Raw genomic sequence first — 23461 nt, forward strand, 5'->3', positions numbered from 1 at the left:
ACCGGAGGGGAACATGGAACAAGAACGCAAATTGCGCGTCGGTCTCATCTACGGCGGCAAATCAGGGGAACACGAAGTATCGTTGTCTACGGCTTTTGCGGTGATGGGAGCGATGGATTACGGCAAGTATGAGATCCTTCCTTTTTATATTACGAAAAGGGGAGAGTGGCGGGTCGGAACGTGGCGGGACCGGCCGTTCACGAACCAAGAGGAGCTGACGCTGGAGTCGTTCAGAGGGGGAACCGTAACCGCGATGGAGATGCTGTTCGCCGGCCTGGACAGCGCGGAAGGCATATCGGAGGAAGCCATGAATACGCGCCAGATCGATGTGGCCTTCCCGCTGCTCCACGGCACGAACGGAGAAGACGGCACCATCCAGGGACTTCTCGAGATGGCCGCTATCCCGTATGTCGGTGCGGGGGTGCTCGCCTCTTCCGTCGGAATGGACAAAGCCGTCATGAAGCAAGTCTTTGCTCACGCCGGCTTGCCGCAGTGCAAATATGAGCACTTTCTCCGTTGGGAATGGGATCAGAATCAAGCGGAGATTCTGGATCGGGTGCAGACCGAATTGGGCTATCCTTGCTTCGTCAAGCCGGCGAACCTCGGCTCCTCGGTCGGCATCTCCAAAGCGCGCAATGCAGCGGAATTGAAGCAGGCGATCGAACTCGCGCTGCAATACGATCGGAAGATAATTGTAGAGGAGTTCGTTGACGCGCGGGAAGTGGAAGTAAGCGTTCTGGGCAATGACGAGCCGCAAGCATCCATACCGGGCGAGATAATCTCATCCAACGAATTCTATGATTATAAGGCAAAATATATCGACGGCAAATCACAAATCGCCATCCCCGCGCCATTGGACGAGGAATTGCTGGAGCGTATCCGCGAGATGGCGCTGCAGGCCTACCGTGCCATCGACGGCTCAGGCCTGTCGCGCGTGGATTTCTTCGTCCGCCGTTCCGACATGGCTGTCCTGATTAATGAAGTCAATACGATGCCTGGCTTTACTCCGATCAGCATGTACCCGATCCTGTGGCAGGAGATGGGCATCACGTATCCGGCTCTGCTCGATCGCCTGATTCAGCTCGCTCTGGAGCGCTTCGAGACGAAGCGGAAGCTGCACTATGAGAACGTATAGCATCATCTAGCCTTCACAGCTTGCTTCCCGTGTTCCCTTGGTCGGGGAGGGGATGCTGGCAGGCTAAGGCGGAACGAAAACAATCGTATAGGGCCTGCGGCCTCGGACATGGATATCATGTATCGGGCGGCTTGTCGAGAAACCCGGTCTTTGCTAAGACTTCGGGTTTCTTTTTCTTCTGGGCGTGTTGCAGGAGAACAATGCATATAATAGGAAGAAAAACGGAAAATGACACCCGTCGAGGAGAACACTGGCATGCGGTGAAATCGGTGGAAAGGACATGTCGAATGAGGGATATGCCTTTCGAACCTCTTTCGGGCACTATCCCCTTGCTTCATAAAAGAGAAAAAAGAACGCGCCTGTCGAACAACATGAACGTTATAGGGGACGATACCCGAGACCCTGTTCGGTTGTCGCTCTACGGATGAGCATGTACCTGGCTGCTGCCCGCGAACCCGGACTGTTCAGGCGGCCTGAGTCCTATTCCCCGGGCCTGACTCCGCGACCTATCCCGCGCTGAGCGTAAGGGATAGTGACCGTAAGGCCCTATAGGCCACGACCCATCCCCGCGCTGAGGGGAAGGGATAGTGACCGTAAGGGTCCTGTAGGCCACGACCTATCCCGCGCTGAGGGGAAGGGATAGTGACCGTAAGGGTCCTGTAGCCCACGACCCGTCCCGCGCTGAGGGGAAGGGATAGTGACCGTAAGGCCCTATAGGCCGGGACCTATCCCGCGCTGAGGGGAAGGGATAGTGACCGTAAGGGCCTGTAGCCCGCGACCTATCCCTTGCTGAGGGGAAGGGATAGTGACCGTAAGGGCCCGGCGTCCCGGCCGCTCCCGAACTGTTGCGAGTGGACATCGACGGGGCAAAGAGATCGACGGGGAGCGGGAGTTGTGCCACAATAGATATTAAACAAGAAGAAGGCTGCGAGCGAGCAACCCATTTTAGGAAAAAAAGGAGGAAGGAGACCTATGCGCATCGGAATCGTGTCGGATACCCATATGCCTCATCGGGGACAAAAGCTGCCTCGCGCTCTGATCAAGGGACTGCGCGGCGTTGACCTTATCCTCCACGCGGGAGATTGGACTTCGGCAAGCGTTATCCCGATGTTCGAGTCGTTGGCCCCGGTTGACAGTGTCGCCGGGAATAATGACGGCGCCGATATTGTGAAGCGCTTCGGCCGCCGTAAAATCATTGAGGCTGGCGGTATCCGAATCGGCCTCGTTCATGGGGACGGGGCAGGCCGATCGACGACGAAGGATGTCGCCTTCCATACTTTCCGTAACCAAGGCGTCGATATCATTGTCTTCGGCCATTCGCACATCCCGCATGTGGAAGAAAGAGAGGGGATTTTGCTCTTCAATCCCGGATCTCCGACGGACAAACGGTCTCAACCGAAGTATTCGTACGGCCTGCTGGATATCGAAGAGGATCTGTCCCTCCGGCTTCGCCATGTCTATTACCGCAGCAAGGCGTAATCGATTGAATAATCTCCACTCCTATCATCGCCGGGCGGGCTGGCCAACGAAGGCTGGGCCGTTTCTGTTATATAGTGGAGCGGGTTGCCGGCGGGCGGCGGACGAGCAACGGTAATTTCCGGTGCTGATGGCTGAAGAATGCGCATAAGGTGAAATGTACCTATTTCAATGCGAACGGAGGTTCAGGCCCTTGCATCAGCCATATTCCGCTCATCATTGCCCGTATCCGCAGCAACATCAAGTTATCTATCAGATGGAGCCGGGAACGGTTCAAGCCCTGTATTCTTTACGGGATCGGGTTCAACATATGGGGCGTATGTATAAGGATCGGCATGTGCGGGTTCAGACGATAGATGGCCAAGTCTATGAGGGCATTATCGTTAATGTTGACAGATGTCACCTTTATTTGTACACGAGGATGCTGACAGATCAGCGGGCATTGGGAGGGGCGTACTACAACAATGTCATTCTCCCGCTTGTTCTGTACGAGTTGCTGGTTATCACGCTGCTTTCTACGTAAGGCCGCTGAAGTGGAGCGGATCTGTTTCCAATCCTTGCATGCAAAATGCAAGGATTTTTCTTTTTTTGGGGATAGCAAGGAGAAGTAGTCCTTTTTTCTCCATTTTGGTTTATCCATTTTTAGGATTAATTTGGTATGAAGTTAGTAGAAATTAACTAGAAATTGTTAAAAACATTTCGATGCAATGAATGTTAATATAAATATGACTAAAGAACGAAAAAACTAGGTATTATTGGTAAAATGGTTACAATACCGAAACTTTTAAAGGAGGAATGCGTCTAACCATGACAAATAAAAGAAAACCAGAACCTGACTCCTGCTTTTCTCCTCACTGATGGACGGACCTAACCGAGTAGACCGTCTAATCACGGGCCACTGCCTTCCGCCCGCATAGAACCATTTTTTTGACTCAAGGGTCCTGAATAAAAAGAGTCTAAATAACCATGTTAAACCATCGGTTTTCTTGGTTATAGTTATTGTTAGGTGTTGCGGTTGATTCCCGCGGCACTACGCGGCACTAGATGAGTCATAAGAAATACGTTGTGCAGGAAAGGGTGAACAATACTACGATCCATGAGCCGGAGAACGAAGTGGAATCTCATCACGGTTGTTGTCTTGCTTCTCGCTGCCGGCGGGCTGGCGGGGTATTATTTACCCGGTCTGCTGTACCCGAAGCAGACAGCCTATGCCGATCCGAGCGGCATCAAGCTGAAGTTCAAGACGGAAGGAGATCAGTTCCTAGAGTACAGGAATGAGCAGTTCGAACCGTTATTTGTGAAAGGAGTCAATCTTGGGGCTACTGTTCCGGGACACTTCCCGGGTGAATTTCCGGTCGATGAGGAGACGTATTTGCGCTGGTTCCGCCAAATTCATGATATGGGCGCCAATGTCATCCGCGTCTATACAGTGCACCAGCCGGTCTTCTACAAGGCGTTAGTGAAGTTCAATCGGGAGGAAGCGGAGCGCCCGCTTTATTTTATACAAGGAATCTGGTCCCCGGAGGAGCAGCTCATCGAGAAGCAGGATGCGTATCTTCCGGAGATCCAACAGGAGTTCAAGCAGGAAATCGAGAAGGCGGTCAAGGCCGTCTACGGGGATCTGGATATCCCGGTCAAGCCGGGAACAGCAGGGGGAGAGTATAAGCAGAATGCGGGACAGTATTTGATGGCCTGGCATCTGGGGACCGAGTGGGACCCGGCGATGGTCGATAATACGAACCGTCTGCACAAGGATGTGAAGCCCTACCAAGGAAGCCGGTTCCAGGCGACGGAGAAGGCATCGCCATTCGAGAGCTGGCTGGCAGAAATGATTGATCATGCCGCAGAGCTGGAGCGCCGCTACGGATGGCAGCACCCGATGACGTTCACCAACTGGGTGACGACCGACGTGCTGACGCATCCCGGCGAACCGCTGTTCCAGGAAGATATGGCCAGCGTCGACGCGCGCCATATTCAGCCGGTGGATTGGAAGGCCGGATACTTCGCGGCATATCATGTGTATCCGTACTACCCGGACTTTTTCCATCTCGACAAGACGCTGCAGACGATCAAGGACGAGAATGGCCAATTCAATACGTATAAGGCGTATTTACGCAAGTTGAAGGCGGAGTATCCCGATATGCCGGTCATGATTACCGAATACGGGGTGCCAGCCTCGGTCGGCATCTCCCATCTGGGCATGGGCGGCCGCAATCAGGGAGGACATGACGAGCGGGAGCAGGGCCGCATCAATGCCTCCTTGACGAAGGACATTTACGACGAGCGGTTCGCCGGCGCCATCCTGTTCATGTGGCAGGACGAATGGTTCAAGAAGACCTGGAATACGATGCGCTTCGAAATTCCGGACGACCGCCGCTCTTACTGGCTGAACGTGCTGACGAATGAGCAACTGTTCGGCGTCCTCGGCATGTATCCTAGCAAGGAAGAGCAGATCGTGCTCGACGGCGATTGGAGCGACTGGGAGGCCATGGAGGACAAGGTTCAATTGAAGACCGAGCTTCCGGGCATCCGGGAGATGTGGGCGACCCATGATGAAGCTTACGTCTATCTCGCGCTCATGCTGGACAAGCCGTTCGATCCGAAGACGCAGAAGCTGCATATCGGCTCCAGCGTGCTGGAGGGGGGCAACCGCACCATGCCGGAGCTCCCGGGCCTGAAGCTGGATGAAGGGCTGGAGACCCTCATCACGCTCGGCACGGATCAGGAGAGCGAGATTCGGATCGCGTCCAACTATGATTTCAACAATCGGTTGTATGGTCCGTCCGGCTATTGGATGGTGGAGCCGGACAAGAAAGAGCTTCAAGATAATTCAGGGATCTTCAATCCGTGGAAATTGGCGGTCAGCCTGAAGATGGAGCCGCCGGATACGCGAACGGCGCATCCGTTCCAGGATGTGACGGTAGGCAAGCTGATCCGCGGAACGAACAACCCGCGGGATGAACAATATCAATCGCTTGCCTCCTGGCAGTACAAAGGGGACTTCATCGAGATGCGCATCCCTTGGATGCTGCTCGGCTTCGCCGACCCGAGCTCGAAGCAGGTCATCAGCTACGATGCGGTCAAGGACAAGCGGACGTTCACGACCGTGAAGACGGAAGGCATCCGGTTCCTGCCTTGGCTCTCGGAACGGGGACAGGCTTCCGCCGGAAAGAAGGCCGAACCTTACGCTTTCCTAAATATCCCAGTATACCAATGGGATGAGTGGGAGCAGGTTGGCTATACCGAGCGATTAAAGCAAAGCTATACCGACATGAAAACGATATTCGAGCAGCTGGGTGCGGAGTAAAGGCCCATAGCTGCGCTTGAGACCGACAAAGGAGGCACGCGTACATGTTTTCCAGTTTGGGAGTCGCTCTCGGCTTCATTTACGTTTGTCTTGGCTTGATTGGAATCGGTGTACTCATTTTGTTATTGATGAAAGCACGCAATAACCGGCTAGCCAAGCATCAAGAGATTTATTTGGAGAAGCATCAGCCTTATTTCGTGTATTTGCAACGGCATATGCTGGACCCGGATCCGTTCCAGCCCCCCAAAGGGCCTCTTCGCCCGTTGGAGATGCGGGTGATTCAGGATAAGCTGATGGAATGGATGGACAAATTCAGCGGGGAGCAGCAGCAGAAGCTGACGGCGCTCTGTGAAGAGATGGGTCTGGTCGACCGCGACATTAAGGAGTTGGGCAGCCTGTTCTATTCCAAGCAGATGAAGGCGGCGTTCCGCCTGGGCGGAATGCGCTCCGAGCGGGCGGTTCCCCATCTGACGAAGGCGATGATGCAGGAGAAGGACGGTCCGCTCCTGCAAGTGCTGGCGCGTTCCGTGGCGAAATGCGCTAATGATGCGGAGCAGCTATATACGATGCTTCAGCAGTTGACGCGCCACCGTCAAAGCCATTATTTGCTGGCAGCGGAGGTGCTGGAAGAGACGCGGGTGAACGCGACCCCGATGCTTGTCCGCTGTCTCAAAGACGAGTCGGACAATATGGTCAAGGCGGCATTGCTCGCGTTAAGCGGACAGACAGACGTCGCGCTGACGCCCGCCCTGCTTCCGCTCGTTGACAGTCATGACAAAGAGATCCGGGCCCTCGCGGTCAAAATGCTCGTTCGCGCCGGACATGCGCTGACCGAGAACAACATCCGGGAATGGATGAAGGATCCGGAATGGGAGATCCGAGCCGCTGTGGCAGAAGCGCTCGGACATTCCAAGAACACGGATCGAATCCCGGTGCTCAAGCAAGCATTGACCGATTCCAATTGGTGGGTTCGCTACTACAGCGCGAACAGCTTGGCCAATATGGAGGATGAGGGCTTCCATGCGCTGTGCGAAGCAGCGCTGGAGACTGACGATCACTTCAAGTCGGACATGGCGAAGGATCGCATACACAAGGAGCTTCTGCGCGAACACTTTTTTGCTAGCCGGCGAGAGCAGGGTGCCGGATATCAGCCGAAGCGGATCATCTATGAGCAGTATTTCGGCGAGGCCGCAATCGCTCCGCTACTTGGCAGGGTAGGAGGCGATTATTCTGCTTAGAGATCTGCTGCTTGCCTATGGCGTCGTCGTCATGTACTACGTCATTATTGTCAACTCTATTTATTTCGGCATAATGCTGTTTTCTTTTAAGAGCATTTTCTCGATTGTTCGCCGCAAGCGCTATGCGCTGCGCAGCAATCTGGCGGGCTCGGAGCATGTACCGCCGGTATCGCTGCTCGTGCCGGCCTATAACGAAGAATTGACGATTATCGAAAATGTGAAGTCGCTTATGACGCTTAACTATCCGACCTATGAGATCATCGTCGTCAATGACGGCTCCAGCGACAATACGCTGCAGGTGATGATCGAGGAGTTCGGGATGTACCGCATGGACAATCTGGCCGTGCGCTACGCGGTCAATTGCACGAAGTTCCGGGGCGTCTATTACAATCCGGAATATCCGAATCTGTATCTTATCGACAAGGCGAATGGCGGGAAGGCCGACTCGCTCAACGCGGGGATCAACTTCTCCCACTATCCGCTCATCTCGTCGATCGACGCCGACTCGCTGCTGGAGAAAGACTCGCTTATTCAAATGGCGAACCTGTACATGTCCAATCCGGAGGAGTATGTCGCCATCGGAGGCAATGTGCGGATCGCCAATGGCTGCAAAATCGAGAACGGCACCGTCACCGAGGTGAGACTGCCGAAGAAGTGGTGGCCGATGTTCCAGACGCTGGAGTATTTGAAGGCGTTCCTCGGCGGCCGGATCGGCTGGGGCGCAATCAACGGGCTGATTATCGTCTCGGGCGCGTTTGGCCTGTTCCGCAAGGATTATGTCATCAAGGTTGGCGGGTACCGCGAAGGGTATCCGGGCGAGGACATGAACATCATTATCAAGCTGCACCGCTATATGCTGGAAAATAAACTGCCGTACCGCGTCGCGTTCTGCCCGGAAGCGGTCTGCTGGACGCAGGCGCCGGATACGTATCATATTTTGTCCAATCAGCGCAAGCGCTGGGGACGCGGCAATCTGAAAAACATGATCGAGAACTACGACATGGCGTTCCGTCCGAAGTACAAAGTATTCGGCTTGCTCTCGATGCCGTATACGATTTTGTTCGAGGCGCTGAATCCGTATTTCAAGGTCACGGGCTTGCTCGCCTTGATCGGCTATGCCTTCCTGGATATGACGCAGTGGCCGATCGTGCTTATCTTCATGCTGATTAACTTCCTGTCCGGCATGCTGCTTGCCATCGGTTCGCTGCTGCTGGAGGAGATCGCCTTCAAGCGATATCCGCGGATTAGCGATCTGTTCCGTATGCTCGCATTCAGCGTGCTCATGTTCTTCGGCTATCGCCAGTTGGGAGGTCTATGGCGGATTCAAGGCCATATTCAATATTTCCAGAACAACAACTCGTGGGGGGCGATGACCCGCCAGAGCTGGCAAGAGGAGAGCAAGCCGGTCAAGTCGGCTTGACGATAACCGTTGGGAAAGGTGGTATTTCCGAAAATGCTGAACTCGGTAATGAAACCGGAAGCTGCATCGTCTGTCAAAGAAAAGGTCCATCGCTTGTGCGCCAAGGACAGCGGCTGTCTGGGGGTGATTCTTCTGCACGCCCAGCCGTTCGGTTCGAACTGGGAAGCGCAGGCGCGGGAGTGGCTCTCGGCTGACCGTAATCTCCGCTTCGAGCTGATGCGGGATGCGGCCCATGACATTCTGGCCGTCCTGCTGCCGGATTGCGCGCTCGACATGACCCACTATCATGCGCTGCAGCTGAAGATGCTGCTCGAGCAGAGTCATGTCGGCAAGCCGATCGTATGCGCGATAGCCGCGCCGGACAACCCGGCGGAAGCGGAAGCGCTCCTCTTCGACCGCTGGTCGGAGCTGAAGACGATGGACGGAACCGCAGGCATCTGGATCCTGCACGATGAACTGGAGGCGCCTGACGCGAAGAAAATTCTTATCGTCGACCATGACGACAGCGTGCGCGAGTTCCTGCAGATCCAGCTGAAGCTCCAGGGATATGAGGTGCACGCGGCGACCGACGCGATCACCGCCCTGGACATGATTCGGAAGGAAGGCTACGACCTCATCGTCACCGAGCTGAATTTGTACGGGTTGAACGGCTTGCCGTTCATTTCCCAGATTCAGAAGATGGACCTCGCCAAGGAGCCCAAAATCGTCATTTTGTCGGAGCAGCGCGTAGGAAGCACCATTGAGCACTGCTTCCAGCAGGGCGTCAGCGATTATATTACGAAGCCGTTCTCGCCGGCGGATTTGGACGCCAGAATCAGAAGCTGTTTGTAAATAGATAGATAAGTGCGCGTTCCCGCAGGCCGCCAACTGGTCGGCGGGGACAACCTCTATAACCCAATTCTTCTATGGAAGGTGAAGCCTGTGAACATGTATGCCGCCAATTTGAAACACAACATCGAAAACCAATCGTCTGTCGTCGGAGTCATCGGTCTCGGATATGTCGGTCTGCCGCTTGCAGTCGAGATGTGCAAGCAAGGGTTCCGCGTCATCGGAATTGACCTGAATCCTTCCAAGATCGCCAGCATCCGCAAAGGGCACTCCTACATTAAAGACGTCAGCGATGAGACGCTGCAACAATGCATGGACACAGGACGGTTCATGGCTACGAACGAGTTCGAGCAGATCCGCGAGATGGATGCGGTCAGCATTTGCGTTCCGACGCCGCTGAGCGAGAATCAGGATCCGGACACGTCGTACATTACGCAAGTCGTGGATCAATTGAAGCAGTATATGAAGAAGGGGACCCTCATTACGCTGGAGAGCACGACGTATCCCGGCACGACGGAGGAGCTCATTCAACGGGAGATCGAGAAGCTCGGCTACCGCGCGGGAGAGGATTTCTTCCTCTGCTTCTCGCCGGAACGGGTCGATCCTTCCAATACGAAATACAATACGTTCAATACGCCGAAGGTCATCGGCGGGGCCACCCCGGCCTGCCTGGAGCTGGGGACCGCGCTCTACAGCCGCGTCGTCATGCAAGTCGTGCCGGTCTCGTCCACGAAGGTGGCCGAAATGTCGAAGCTGCTGGAGAACACGTTCCGCAGCATCAATATTGCCTTCATCAACGAGATGGCGATGATGTGCGACCGGATGAGCATCGACATCTGGGAAGTCATCGAGGCCGCTTCGACGAAGCCGTTCGGATTCATGCCGTTCTACCCGGGACCGGGCATCGGCGGCCATTGCATCCCGCTCGATCCGATGTATCTGTCCTGGAAGGCGAAGGGCTTCCGCTTCTACAGCAAATTCATCGATATTGCCCAATCAATTAACGCGAACATGCCGTATTATGTCGTCGAGAAGACCGGGCGGATTTTGAATCAGAGCGCCAAATCGCTCAATCATTCCAAAATCCTTATCCTTGGGATGGCATACAAGCCCGATATCGACGATCTGCGGGAATCGCCGGGACTGGAAGTGTACGAGCTGTTCAAGGCGAGCGGCGCCAATGTCGATTACTACGATCCGCACGCCACTCACTTCGTCAGCAAGTCGGGCAAAATGGTGCGCACCATCGACTACAGTCTGGCCGAGTTCGCGAATTATGACTGCATGGTGCTGATCACGAATCATCAGTCGTTCGACTATGAGCAGCTGGCGGATCTCGGGCTTCCGATTCTGGATACCCGCAACGCCTTCAAGGGCATTGAGCGGCCGAACATTTTCAAGCTGGGCAATTCGGTGCAGCAAATTCAGAGCGAGTGGGATCAGGTTGTTTTGGTCTAGACCGCTGCTGTGGTGGTTCCGCCGGAGCGAGGAAGGCGGTTGGCGGCCCTCGTTCCTTACCGGGCAGCACGGGCTGAAGATGGCCGTGTTGCTCTGCTATTTGGTGGTCGCTTCTCTGCTGCTCAGCCAGGCCGGAACGGAAAATACGCGGGCGACCTGGGTGTGGGAGACGCGGTGGATGGCGGAAGCGCCGGCCGATATCGTCTCCTTCGCGCAGGCGCAGCGAATCAATCTGATCTATCTTCAGATTGATCAGGAGCAGGAAGCCGAGTCTTACCGCCGCTTCATTCGCATGGCCCGCGAGGCCGGCATCCAGGTGCACGCCCTGGAAGGGAAGCCCGAGTGGGCCATCCCCGATCGCCGCGAGGAGGGCGTCGGCTTTATCCGCTGGGTCCGCGATTACAATGCGGCCGTGCCGGAGGAGGAGCGGTTCAGCGGCGTCCATTTCGATGTCGAGCCTTATCTCCTGCCGGGCTGGAAGGAGGAGCAGGCTCGTATTGTGGAGGAATGGACGGACAGCATGGACCGCTGGATTCGCGAGGCCCGGGAGGCGGGACTGTTCATCGCGGCCGATGTGCCCTTCTGGCTGGACAAGATTCCGGCGCCAGGGGAGGACGCCTCGATGAGCGTCTGGGTGCAGGAACGGTTCGACGCCATCACGATTATGGCGTACCGCAACCACGTCAATGCGATCTATGACGTGGCCGCCGCCGATCTGAGCGTCGGGGAGCGGCTGAACCGTCCGGTCTTCGTCGGCGTCGAGCTGGGCCGGACCGACGAAGGCGAGAGCGTATCGTTCCATGGCCAGTCCGAGCATTATTTTGATTACCATCTGCGGGCATTGGAGCGGCAGGGAGGGCGTCATCCGTCCTTTGCCGGCGTCGCCATCCATCATCTGCGGGCATGGTACGAAATGGTGTATGGAGCGGAGTGAACTGGATCTATAGGAGCCTTATCCATGCCCTTTGTTGGAGTTTTAATAAGGTCTTCCCGTATACACCCTTCTTCATTGAATGACAAAATCCGCAGCTTCAAATATCTCGTTTGAGAATGTTACTTGAATTGCGGTTATTGAAAATAAGATGAGGGGCTGAGTAAGCCAGCCCCTCGATACGGTAATAATTTATTTTTCACACTTCTAATCCAGCTCCCTATTCATTAACGACTGAAGCTCACTGAATTTTTAATTGTAACTATTTACACCATCCAAATTCAGGTCCTTTAGAATGTTAGTTACATGACCCTATCCAAAAACATCTGACTTATATCTATCATGATATCCAGCAAAGGATAAAGTACCTGTAATCACTGCTCTCATCATTCCAAAGCCAGCATGAAACGTCGGTGCTCCCCTATCCCCTTTAGCTGCTTTAGCCTTTACAAGCCTCGTGTTGCCCGGTTGCCGCAACCCCTTCCGTCATGGTTCAATAAGAGAGAATATAACGCAAAGGAGCGGGGACGGATGGGATTTCAGACCGAGTTCAATTCCGTATGCAAGTTCAAGAAGGAGCAGGAATTATATGAACTGCTGGAATATGGACGCTGCAAAATGACCAAGGAAGGCTTCCGGATCTATCCGACCGGCCAGATGGTCATCGCTTATTCGCCGGACAATACGGCGGTTGCGATTGTGAAGATCAGCGCCTCCATCGCCGAGATTAATTTTCAGGGCGAGGAAGTGACGGCGGTCGAGATGGAGCTCGTCCGCAGATTGAACGAAGAAGAGTCCCGGGTCCAGACCGCTCTGGCCCACGAGATGTTCTTCGGCAATCCGAAGCGCGCCTAGCTCCGCAAGCGCGTCCTGGAATAGAAGCGCCTCATGCCGGTTATCCGGGACGAAGGGCTTCTATTTTTGATCCGGGGCGAGAAAAGGGAAGCCGATGGAGCGCCACGGTTCCGGTTGGGGGAAATAGGGCATTCTAGGAATAAGAATGCCTGCGCGCCTCTTGCGACGCAGAGGAAAAGGAGTCTGATTCCATGCTTGTCCGATTCGGGTACGTGGCCATGTCGATGGTGGTGGCGAACGCATCCCCGTCGCGCACAATGACGTTTAAGCGCTTCCAGGCGCTGCCCGATCGCGAGGCAGCGCTGCGCAAGCTGGAGCGAATTGCGGCGGAGAATCTGCATAATACCCTTCGGCTGTTGAAGCATAACCGCGCGCATGATATCCGGCTGTACCGGATGTCCTCGAAGCTCATTCCGCTGGCGACCCACGAGGCGCTGGCCGATTGGGATCCGTTCCCGGCGCTGCGGGACGGTTTCGCGGCTGTCGGCGATTATGCGAAGCGGCACGGCATGCGCCTGTCATTCCATCCCGATCACTTCACGGTCCTCAGCACGACGCGGAAGGAGGTGCTGGAGAGCTCGAAGCGCGATCTGGGCTTCCATCTGCGGATGCTGCAGGCGATGGGGCTTGACGCCCGGGCGAAGAACAATATCCATATCGGCGGAGCCTACGGCAACAAGCGAGCGGCCGGAGAACGGTTCGTTCGCCACGCGGAGGCACTGCCGGAAGATCTGCTGCGGCGTCTGACGCTGGAAAATGACGACAAGACCTTCACGGCGGCGGAGACGCTGGCCGTCTGTGAGCGGGTTGGATTGCCAATGGTCCTCGACATTCATCATCATCAGGTAAATAATGAAGGCGAACCGCTGGAAGAGCTGTGGCCCCGCATCGCCAAGACTTGGCAGACGCCGTATGCCCAGGCCGACGCCCCGCCGGACGATCCGCTTCCGCCGAAGATTCATGTCTCCAGCCCGAAGAGCGAGAAGGATATCCGCGGTCATGCCGATGAAGTCGATGTTGGGCCGCTGCTTGATTTTCTGCGGGTGGCTGCCGCCCATACGCAGCGGCTGGACGTGATGATTGAGGCGAAGCACAAAGACAAGGCCCTGTTCAAGCTGATGGACGATCTCGCGGCATGCGAGGGAGAAGGGGTGGCGATCGCGGATCAGGCCAGCGTTCGAATCGAGCCGTAATGGACTTCCACTTGAAAATGTGGCGAAAATACGATACGTTGGACACAGAACGTTTACTGCTTGATTGCGGCTATGATCCGCGATGAAGCGAGTGGGCGAGAGGAGGAAGGTTGAAGCAATGACTCAATTATTGGCAGGTAAAAATATCGTCGTCATGGGCGTCGCGAACGATCGCAGCATCGCCTGGGCGATTGCGCAGTCTTTGGCCGCCCAGGGCGCAAGATTGGCATTTACATATGAGAGCGAACGGGTGGAAGGCCGCGTGCGGAAGCTGGCGGAGACGATTCCGAATTCGCTCGTTCTCCCTTGCAACGTGACTGTCGATGAAGACATTGAGGCGCTGGCAAGCCGGCTGCGGGAAGAATTCGGCACGCTGCACGGACTGGTGCACAGCATTGCCTTCGCGAAGACGGAGGAACTGCAAGGGATGTACGTCGACACGTCCCGCGCAGGCTTCGCCTTGGCGCATGACATCAGCGCTTATTCGCTCGTCGCGGTGGCTCAGCGCCTGCATCCGCTGATGACGGAAGGCGGCAGCATCATGACGATGACGTATCTGGGCGCTGAGCGCGCGATGAAGAATTACAACGTCATGGGCGTGGCGAAGGCGGCGCTAGAGGCGTCGGTACGCTATTTGGCGAATGATCTCGGACAACATAACATTCGCGTCAACGCGATCTCGGCCGGACCGATCCGCACATTGGCTGCGAAGGGCATCAGCGATTTCAACTCCATCCTCAAGGAAGTGGAAGAGAAGGCGCCGCTCCGCCGCACGACGGACGCCGCAGAGGTGGGCGATACCGCGATGTTCCTGATGAGCCATCTGTCGCGAGGCATCACGGGAGAAGTAATTTATGTAGACGGCGGTTTCCATATTATCGGAGTATAACACGATAGTTACGGGACGCTGCAGCAGGCGTCCGCCTTGCGGGATCGATCTCATTCGAGGCCGGTTCCTCAAGGCGGATTTTCTGTATCTTCCGGTGTAAAGGCAGGAACGGGATGCGCGATCCGATGATTGGGCCAGTCGCAATTCGATGAAACCCGGCGGTTGCAGGAACGTAGAATAGGTAGGGGTAGTCCGTTCCATTTTTTACAGAAAGTAGCGTGATTGTTTTGAATACGAAGGAAAAAGTTCCATACATCGTGTCCAGCAAAAGCCACACCGCGGTAGCGGTCAATTGCGCGGCGAAGGCGGGCGAATGGATCAAGAGCAAGCTTGGGCAGTTCAAGTCGCTTCATATAAAGTCATCCATGCATGACCTTGTTACGGAAGTGGACAAAGGCGCGGAGCAAATGATCCGCAAGCTGATATTGACCCATTTTCCGGACCATGCCATTCTGGGCGAAGAAGGGGTGGAGCCAGGCAGCGACGCTTCCAAGCAAGCCTGGGAACAGGTGAAGAACGAGGAGTATGTATGGGTTATCGATCCGCTGGACGGCACGACGAACTACGTCCACGGCTTCCCGTTCTATTCCGTCTCGATCGCGCTGGCCCATCAGGGCGAAGTTATCGTCGGCGTCGTCTATGACCCGATGCGCGACGAGTTGTTCGTCGCGGAGAAGGGCAAAGGCGCCTACGTGCACGGCCGCCGCATGCAGGTCGCTCCGGAGAAGGAATTGTCCGGCAGTCTGATAGCGAGCGGCTTCCCGACCGAGCGTACCCGCGCCCTGCCCGCCAACCTGGCGGGCATTCAGGCGCTGGCGCCGCAGGTGCGGAATATCCGCACGGCGGGCTCGGCTGCGCTGCACATGGCTTATGTCGCAGCCGGCAGGCTGACCGGATTCTGGGAGCTGAATCTGAATGCATGGGATTTGGCCGCAGGCAGTCTGCTCATTCGCGAATCCGGCGGACAGATTACCGATACGTACGGACAGCCGTATCATCTGGGCGTGCGCGATGTCGTCGCGAGCAACGGCGCCATCCATGACGCCTTCATCGGAGCGTTGGAGGCGGCGGGAGCGCAAGGGTAACAACCCGGCTTCACATCGCGGGCCTTCGAACCGGCGGCTGCGGCTTCGCTCGGCACCGGTTGTCCGGATGCGGGCAGGCTGCTTCATCATCAGCAGGAGCGTGTTTTCTCGAACAAGCCTATGAATTGGGTATACTACGATATGAAGGGGGGGATCGCTGATGCCCGAATCAGAAGAGCGCCGGCGCCTGGAAGCCCGGCTCAGCGAATATCTGACCGAAGGAGACATGGAGACGGAGGAGCAGGAGGAGGCGGTGCGAAGACGCCTTCCGCCCCGCACCGAGATCCGGATTCAGACGGCCCTCGACCCGATTGTCGAGGAGACGAAGCAGTATCGAAGCATGGCGAAGGAAATCGACGGCCGGTACGATGAGTATTTGAAGCGAGTCAAGGAAGACAAGCCGAAGGATTCATGATAGCATGACGGGGCCCTGTGCTGTTCCGCAGGGTTCTCCTTGTCATGCCACGAGGGTTACCGTTAACATTTATCATATTTTAACGAAGGACAGGCTCTCCGCTGCATCAATGTTATGATTTAAGGATTGTCTGGGCAGGAGCCGCCTTCGCTCACTGAAGGAGTGGACACCGATGACGACCGCATCATACCGAAGACCGAACATTTTATTTGTGATGTCAGATGACCATGCTTCCCACGCCATGAGCTGTTATGGCAGCCGCATCAACGCGACGCCTCAGATCGACCGGATTGCGAATGAAGGCATCCGCTTCGACAACTGTTTTTGCACGAATTCGATCTGCTCGCCGAGCCGCGCTTCTATCTTGACGGGGACTTACAACCATCTCAACGGAGTGAAATCGATCGACGATCCCTTCGACGGAAGGCAGCAGACGTTCCCGAAGCTGCTTCAACAGCACGGTTACCAGACCGCCATTGTCGGCAAATGGCATCTCGGACACGGCGGACATGCCAATCCGACAGGATTTGATTATTGGAGCGTTCTGGACGGGCAGGGCGAATATTTCAATTCCGAGTTCCTGGAGGAAAATGAAGGCCGCCGTATCGAAGGATATGTAACCGATGTCATTACGGATCTGTCATTGGATTGGCTGCGGAAGCGGGATCCAGACAAGCCGTTCATGCTGATGTGCCATCATAAGGCGCCGCATCGTCCTTGGCAGCCGGATGAGCGTCACAGCCGCATGTACGAGGACGTGGAAATCCCGTATCCGGAGACGTTCGATGACGATTATGCCAATCGCTCGCAAGCTGCCGCCGAAGCGAAAATGCGGATTGGGCGCGATATGGTCACGACCGATACGAAGGGAGATCCGCCGGAAGGGATGTCGGAGGAGGAAGCGAAGCGATGGAAGTACCAGCGCTATATTAAGGACTATTTGCGCTGCGTCGCGTCCATTGATGACAATGTGGGGCGGCTGCTCGATTATTTGGACGAGGAAGGTATTGCGGAGGACACCATCGTCATTTATACTTCCGACCAAGGCTTTTTCCTCGGCGATCACGGCTGGTTCGACAAGCGGTTCATGTACGAGGAGTCGCTGCGCATGCCGTTCGTCGTCCGTTATCCGAAGGCGATTGCTCCGGGCAGCGTGACCGATGCGATGGCCCTGAATGTCGATTTCGCGCAGACCTTCCTGGACTATGCGCAGATCGAGGCGCCTGCGGACATGCAGGGACGTTCCCTCCGGCCGATATGGGAGGGCGTGACGCCTGCGGATTGGCGAACCTCGATGTATTACCGCTATTGGATGCACCTGGACGAGCATCATAACGTCTATTCGCATTATGGCATCCGAACGCACCGTTACAAGCTGATTTATTATTATGCGCAGGCGTTGGGCACGCCGGGGTCGGTCGACGAGGATCGGCCTCCGGAGTGGGAGCTGTTCGATCTGGAGCAAGATCCCTGTGAAATGCGCAACGTATACGGTGAACCGGGCTATGGGTCGGTTGTCAGCGAATTGAAGGCAGAGCTTCACCGGCTGCAGGCGGAAGTGCTCGATACGCCAGTTGAGGAAGTATCCTAACCGATAGATTGCGAACGGAGTTCCGCGTTGCTGCGGGCTCCGTTTTTTCGGTTGGCCGCCGATGACTGCCTATAGGGGCATCAAGGAGGATGTTGCGATCAAAAGAACAGCGGAGAGCAGCAGGTCTTTGAACTGTTATGAGGCAATGGGATAGTGGACGTAAAAGGAGCACGCCATGCAAGCTTATGAGTCAACGGGATAGTGATGAAAAAGGCCGCTGGATAATATATAACAAGCAGAAGGCCAAGGGTGACGAATGGGTTTCTGACGCCAAAGGCATCCATTTTGAATGAATCGGGTTTGAATTTATTTCCTTTTATGGCATGATGGAGAGGAGAGCGAGCGACTGACTGCTCCAACTTGTACATGGATGGGAAGGGGGCGCGGGAGAGGCTTGGCCGGTCGGCGGCGGACAGGCGATCGCCGACGGATTGAGGTTCAGACAATGGCAACAAGGGTATATCATGTAGACACAGACAACCAGATTCGCTGCTTCATACCGCAGGACTATGTGCGGCCCGGTGACCGTCGGGCTCCGCATGGATTTGACAGGGGAGGTGGATGGAATGGGTGAACTGATTCCTTGGATGGTCGGATTGTTCATTTTGGTTGGCGCCGTGCTCTATGCGTTATGGTATTTCAATAGCCGGGTATCGAACCATCAAGACGAAGAAAATGTATAGCAACGCTGACATTATATCAACGGCTGCAAAAGAAGCCCGAGGCTTGCCTTGTCACAGGACAGGGAAGCTTCGGGCTTTTGCTTGGAGCCGCAACATTCTATATAGACTCTTCCGGCGGCAAATAGGTGATGGCTTGGCTCCCCATCTGCTCCCAGCCTCTCTGGAAGGCGGAACGTTCGATGCGATCGCGGCGGCCAAGCGGGTCATTGATATAGACATATTTCTCGTCATAGCCCGTGACGATGAACGAATGCTCGAAGTAGGTGACGCGCACCGGGCCGTCCGGGGTCTGCCATGTCACCCAATATTTATCCGGCACCTCATCATACATCGTCGTGTGAATGACCCAGACCGGGGTGCCCTGCCCGACGATCCACAGCAGGTGCTCGACCGACGTGCCGGTCAAGTCGGCAATGCGGCCCGGCAGATAGCGTTCGGCCAGCTCGGCAATCGGCTCATGGTAGACGCCGAGTCCCGGGTTGGCGAAGGTGTACATGTCGCCGACGAATCCTTTATGCGGATTGCCGAAGTGTACTTTGCCGCCTGCTTTCTTATATGGCGTCGGGTCCCGGCGGATTTCCCGGGCGAGCTCCATCTTGTCCACGTCGACATCGGCCGTCTTCAGCAGCATCGCCAGGGCAGTCACTTCGCAGCCGCGCGGCAGCTCCGGCAGCTGCAGGATGAGCGGCGCCCCGTTGTAGCGGAACGACTTCGGCGCCGGCTTCTCCGGATCCCACATGACATGCTTCCCGCGATAGGTGACCCTTCTTCCGGGCGCCTGCCGGGCGTAAGCGACGGCATCCTCCCACCGGCGGAAGACGCGCTCGAAGCGCCCGCCAAGCTGGACGCCATACGGCCCGAACGTATCATAGTCGATATACTGGGACAATTCCTTCCGCCAATCATTCCACTGCGTCTCATTTGGCGCATCATCGCGATTCCTGAGCGCGATCACGCCGTCCCGAGCATAAATGCTGCGTCCTAGCGCCTCGCTGACCGGGCGAAGCGGCACGTACGTCAGCCCGTCCTTGACATGCGGAGCCGTGTTGACCGGGGACGTGGCTCCCGCAATTTTGACCTCCGGTTTGTTCAGCCGATAGGTCACCCGCGCGTCGTCTTTGGTGAAGGTGATCGTTCCTTTGGCTTGGTCATAGGCCAGCTCGGCCTCCAGCTTCGAAGCGAGGAAGCGGGCGGGAACCAGCGTCTCGCCCGACTGCTGATATGGCGATGCCTTGTTCTCCCGCTCATCGATCGGAACGAGGTAGCGGCCGACGTAGGCGGTATTGCTGTGCAGCATGAGGACGATATCGTCCGCAGGCATGCCGAACGAGAAGGACAGCCCGCCCTCTTTGAATTTGGAGGCGAGCAGGAATTGTATCGGAAAGGCGCAGAGCGCAAGTAATATCAGGAACAGCAGCCAGCGATTGAGCCGCCGAACGAATTGTGGCAATTTCAATATCCTCCTCAGACATACTCCCTTATGTATATCGGCAAGTGGTCCGCATTTCATTAGCGGCCCCGATTTTTCAGACGGGGACGGGGGATTTCCACGTTGTGGCGGCTTTGTTACGAAAAAATTTGATAATAATGAACCTTTTCTCCCGTTAAGTTGTTAACTTAGTAGAGTGAGCATGGGAAAGGTGGAGGGCCTGTTGACGGACAGGGAATTTTTCGAGCGGTACAACAAGGAAGTGTACAGGACCTGCTACTATATGCTGCGCGATGCGTCAGACGCGGAGGATATATGCCAAGAGGTGTTCATGAAGGCGTTCACCTCGGGATGGCGGCAGGTGGAGCACCTCAAAACGTGGCTTATGCGCATCGCCGTCAACCACTGCTTGAACCATCTGCGGCGGAGCAAGACGAGACGAATGAAGGAGAAGCTGCTGCTCTTGTTCCAACGGGAACAGGCGGAGCCTCCGGTGCTCGCCGAGGTGGAGCAGCGGGAGACGGAGGATGAATGGCGGCGCCGCATGGCGCGGTTGCCGGATAAAATCAGGGTAGTCGTGACCCTTCGCTATACGAATGATTTGGCGCTTAAGGAGATTGCCGACATCTTGGATATCCCGGTTGGCACGGTGAAGTCGCGCCTGAATCGGGGCCTGAAGCTGATGAAGGCTATGCTGGAGGAGTCGGGCCAGATGGAGCCGGATGAGAGGAGCAGGCCGGGGAATAGGAGCGTACATAAGCAGGCAGGAGGCAGGAAGGAAGGTGCGAATAATGAGCAAGGAGACACGCGTGGAGACGGACCTTGCCCGGCGGCTCGGCGATAAGGAGGGACACGACTATCCCGATTTCGATGCGATGTGGGCAAGGATCGATGCGGCCAGACAAGAGTCCGGGGCGGAATCCTCAGGCCGGACGATGTTCCTGCGCGGGCGCCGCTTGGCGGTCTTATCGGCGGTCGCGCTGGTGCTGATCGCGACGCCGGTGCTGGCCTCCATGTCGGGACATTGGGATTTTACGTTCCGGCCGGGCGTGAAGTCGGCGCTGAACCACGGATTCGGGCAGAAGATTGACAAGTCGGTTACGAACAGCGGCGTTACATTTACGGTCGATGCGGCCATGTCCGATGACAACGGGACCACGCTGTTATACAGCTTCGATCCGGGGGACGAGGAGCCGCTGGAATGGAAATTCTCCGAGGTGGAATTGCGCACGGCTGACGGGGAACCCGTCGTGAAGGTGAATGATGTTCAATCGATGCGAATGAACTGGAAAAAGGGGTACTACTCACATATTTGGGATAAGGAAAATAAACGATATAACGGTTTTTTGGAAACGCCATGGACCTTCGACGGCAAGGAGACGGAACTGCAGCTTCGCGTGCGGGGACTGCAGGAGTATAACACCAAGCGGTTGCCGCTGGCTCTCGATCTGTCCGAGACTGGCGTGCAGACGTTCCCGGTTCAGGATGGCGGCATTGAATCCGCAAGCATTCAGATTTCGCGGGAAGCGGAAGGGAAAATGGTGCTCAAATCCCTCTATACGTATTGGGATGAGCGGACCGCGAATACGAATCTTCCCGAGATTCTGGTGAAAAAGGACGGGAAGCTCATGAAGCGATCCGGTATGCGGGTTGGCCTCGATAATGGCAAGTGGGCCGAGCAAGAGATTTATCAGTTGGACGACATTCATCAGCAAAATATCACGTTCGAGCTCGCCTACATGACGCCGGGCAAGAAGATAGACGGCGAATGGAATCTCGGAGGGCTGCGGCTGAACAAGGAGAAGGCGTTGCATGCATCGGCGATCCGCACCCTGGACGTGCCGGTGCGAACGACGGAGGGAGAGGCCGTCGTCCGCAAGCTGTTCATTCGTCCGACAGGCATTCGGGTCGAGATTGAGCATGGCAGTCCATACTCGCGGTTGCCTTATAAGGGCGTCTATTTGTCGGTTGGCGGCCGGAAGCTGGAAGGGGAAGAATGGTTAACGGACAATACGCGCGAAGGATCTCATTACGTGCAGACGTATCTGTTCGAGGCTACGCCTGATCTCCGCCTGACAGCGGAATTGCCGATGGAGCTGCTGCTGCAATATGAAGTGGAGGAAAGATGGGATTACAGACAGCCGCTCCTTTTGTCAAATATTTCGGACGAAAAACAGACGTTGACGGTGGACGTGGGAGAATATCCGGTGAAGTGGACCTACTACAAGCAGAACGGTGATCTGTATGTAGAAAGCGAAAGCCCGGACGAACGATTCGGCGGAATCAATCAGACGTTCATTCGCCAGGAAGATCGGCGCATCCCCGGACATATCCTGTTCGATTGGATACCAGGCGCCGGGCTTAACGACAGCCTCAACAAGCGGGTGGACGTCTATCCCGGTTTTGAAGAAACGGAAGCGGAGATGTATATCTTTATGTATTTGGTCAGACATCCGGAACGGGAGTTAACAGTGAAGCTTCAATAAAGGGACGTTCTTCCTTCCGCGCTGCGGCAGCGATTGCGGAGAGCTTGCCGCAGCGCCGGACCGGCCAGAATTTCTGGTTGGTCTATTTTTTTGAACTATCTTCAAAAAAAGTGAACCAATTTTCGCCTGGCTGTGTTTATAACATAGAGGCTTGCGCCTAAGGGATCCCAAAGCAATGCATTGCGGCCTGGCCTTGAACCGAAGATCGATCAAAAACGAAACGCTGGAGAGGGGAAATAGAACATGAAAAATAGGACTAAAGCGGCGATTGCCGTGACGAGCTGCCTGCTGCTGTTCCATTCGATGCACATCGCCGCGGAGGCGGCGCCGGCCAACACGGCCAAGGAAGTGACGGTACTGGCCGCAGCGAAGGCGCCTTCCGCCGCGGAGAAGAAAAAGGCGGTGGAAGCGGAAAAAGCGAAGTATGCCAAAATGAAAAAAAATCCGGGTGACTATTACATATTGTATGTAAGCGATAAGTCGCTTAATGGCGGCGATCACTTTTCCAACTATCTGAATATGTACAATTTCAAAGGCTATGAAGATTACATGAAAGTAGCATCCAAGCTGAAGACTCCCGTATTGAAGCGTCCGGACGGCTTGCCGGAAGGGTATAAGTTCACCAAAGCCAACATCGAGCCGCCGATTCTGGCCTATGGCGACAAGTATCGGAAAGAAGTGAAAGCGGAGGCCAAAGACAAAGCCGCTTACTTGAAGCTCATCAAATGGACGGAAGCGGGCCAGGCCGATCTCGAATTCAAGAACGGAAAAGATGTCGTGAAGCTCCAATTTAGCCTGATGAGCGCAGAGATCGCGAAGAAGCGCGGCCAGCAGAAAGGTTACCACTTTACGGCGGCCGACGAATGGGATGAAGAGACGAAGAAAAAATCCCCTCAATCCGTTAAAAATATACTGAGCTGGACAGACAACCAATATCAATTTAACATTTCGACGAATCCGGAAAATCCATTGACGAAAGAAGAACTGATCGAGCTTGCGGAAAGCGCTGTCCAGCTGCCGGGCGGAGCGAAAGCCAAGTAAC

The 23461-nt window shown here is 55.6% G+C and carries 19 protein-coding genes; 18 read left to right on the forward strand and 1 reads right to left on the reverse strand.

The features are described from left to right. Positions 1-13: 13 nt before the first annotated feature. From L6439_RS02235 to L6439_RS02305, 15 genes are all read left to right on the forward strand, one after another. On the forward strand, positions 14-1135 hold the full coding sequence (locus tag L6439_RS02235; protein WP_213469976.1) for a D-alanine--D-alanine ligase: 1122 nt from the start codon (positions 14-16) through the stop codon (positions 1133-1135). Positions 1136-2107: 972 nt separating this feature from the next. Beyond that, on the forward strand, positions 2108-2614 hold the full coding sequence (locus L6439_RS02240; RefSeq protein WP_213469977.1) for a YfcE family phosphodiesterase: 507 nt from the start codon (positions 2108-2110) through the stop codon (positions 2612-2614). A gap of 190 nt (positions 2615-2804) precedes the next feature. Continuing rightward, a complete protein-coding gene (locus tag L6439_RS02245) occupies positions 2805-3134 on the forward strand; it encodes an acetyl-CoA acetyltransferase (protein ID WP_237096719.1) in 330 nt (109 codons plus the stop codon). Between the two features lie 573 nt (positions 3135-3707). After that, complete coding sequence (locus tag L6439_RS02250) at positions 3708-5918, forward strand: hypothetical protein (RefSeq protein WP_213469978.1); 2211 nt, start codon at positions 3708-3710, stop codon at positions 5916-5918. Between the two features lie 44 nt (positions 5919-5962). Then, positions 5963-7156, forward strand: a complete 1194-nt coding sequence (locus L6439_RS02255; protein WP_168182550.1) for a HEAT repeat domain-containing protein — start codon at positions 5963-5965, stop codon at positions 7154-7156. 31 nt (positions 7157-7187) lie between these two features. Continuing rightward, the gene (locus L6439_RS02260) at positions 7188-8576 is read left to right on the forward strand and encodes a glycosyltransferase family 2 protein (RefSeq protein WP_168182549.1); all 1389 of its coding nucleotides are present in this window, start codon (positions 7188-7190) and stop codon (positions 8574-8576) included. Between the two features lie 33 nt (positions 8577-8609). Beyond that, a complete protein-coding gene (locus tag L6439_RS02265; protein ID WP_168182548.1) occupies positions 8610-9407 on the forward strand; it encodes a response regulator in 798 nt (265 codons plus the stop codon). A 96-nt stretch (positions 9408-9503) separates the two neighbouring features. Beyond that, entirely contained in the window at positions 9504-10862 is a 1359-nt protein-coding gene (locus L6439_RS02270) for a nucleotide sugar dehydrogenase (RefSeq protein ID WP_168182558.1), read from the forward strand. Next, positions 10849-11796 carry an SGNH/GDSL hydrolase family protein gene (locus L6439_RS02275; protein ID WP_213469979.1) on the forward strand — a complete coding sequence of 316 codons (948 nt, stop codon included), beginning with the start codon at positions 10849-10851 and terminating at the stop codon, positions 11794-11796. The genes L6439_RS02270 and L6439_RS02275 overlap by 14 nt, the downstream gene beginning before the upstream one ends. Positions 11797-12324: 528 nt before the next feature. Next, on the forward strand, positions 12325-12648 hold the full coding sequence (locus tag L6439_RS02280; protein WP_168182546.1) for a hypothetical protein: 324 nt from the start codon (positions 12325-12327) through the stop codon (positions 12646-12648). A gap of 191 nt (positions 12649-12839) precedes the next feature. Next, a complete protein-coding gene (uvsE, locus tag L6439_RS02285; RefSeq protein WP_168182545.1) occupies positions 12840-13841 on the forward strand; it encodes a UV DNA damage repair endonuclease UvsE in 1002 nt (333 codons plus the stop codon). Positions 13842-13959: 118 nt separating this feature from the next. Beyond that, positions 13960-14730 carry an enoyl-ACP reductase FabI gene (gene fabI, locus L6439_RS02290; protein ID WP_168182544.1) on the forward strand — a complete coding sequence of 257 codons (771 nt, stop codon included), beginning with the start codon at positions 13960-13962 and terminating at the stop codon, positions 14728-14730. Between the two features lie 227 nt (positions 14731-14957). Then, positions 14958-15815, forward strand: coding sequence for an inositol monophosphatase family protein (locus L6439_RS02295; protein WP_213470153.1), 858 nt, complete (start codon positions 14958-14960; stop codon positions 15813-15815). Between the two features lie 160 nt (positions 15816-15975). Beyond that, entirely contained in the window at positions 15976-16230 is a 255-nt protein-coding gene (locus tag L6439_RS02300; RefSeq protein WP_168182543.1) for a hypothetical protein, read from the forward strand. 172 nt (positions 16231-16402) lie between these two features. Next, entirely contained in the window at positions 16403-17821 is a 1419-nt protein-coding gene (locus L6439_RS02305) for a sulfatase family protein (RefSeq protein ID WP_213469980.1), read from the forward strand. A 780-nt stretch (positions 17822-18601) separates the two neighbouring features. On the opposite strand, the gene L6439_RS02310 is transcribed toward L6439_RS02305, so the two are convergent. After that, positions 18602-19954: a C39 family peptidase gene (locus tag L6439_RS02310; RefSeq protein ID WP_213469982.1), complete on the reverse strand. Its 1353-nt coding sequence runs from the start codon at positions 19952-19954 to the stop codon at positions 18602-18604. A gap of 181 nt (positions 19955-20135) precedes the next feature. Here L6439_RS02310 and L6439_RS02315 point away from each other — a divergent pair, with 181 nt between their 5' ends. From L6439_RS02315 to L6439_RS02325, 3 genes are all read left to right on the forward strand, one after another. Continuing rightward, entirely contained in the window at positions 20136-20777 is a 642-nt protein-coding gene (locus L6439_RS02315) for an RNA polymerase sigma factor (protein WP_213469984.1), read from the forward strand. Next, positions 20725-22419 carry a DUF4179 domain-containing protein gene (locus L6439_RS02320; RefSeq protein WP_213469986.1) on the forward strand — a complete coding sequence of 565 codons (1695 nt, stop codon included), beginning with the start codon at positions 20725-20727 and terminating at the stop codon, positions 22417-22419. The genes L6439_RS02315 and L6439_RS02320 overlap by 53 nt, the downstream gene beginning before the upstream one ends. A gap of 243 nt (positions 22420-22662) precedes the next feature. Beyond that, complete coding sequence (locus L6439_RS02325; protein ID WP_237096720.1) at positions 22663-23460, forward strand: hypothetical protein; 798 nt, start codon at positions 22663-22665, stop codon at positions 23458-23460. Position 23461 lies beyond the last annotated feature (1 nt).

It is taken from the genome of Paenibacillus dendritiformis (genome assembly GCF_021654795.1).
Taxonomy (GTDB): Bacteria; Bacillota; Bacilli; order Paenibacillales; family Paenibacillaceae; genus Paenibacillus_B.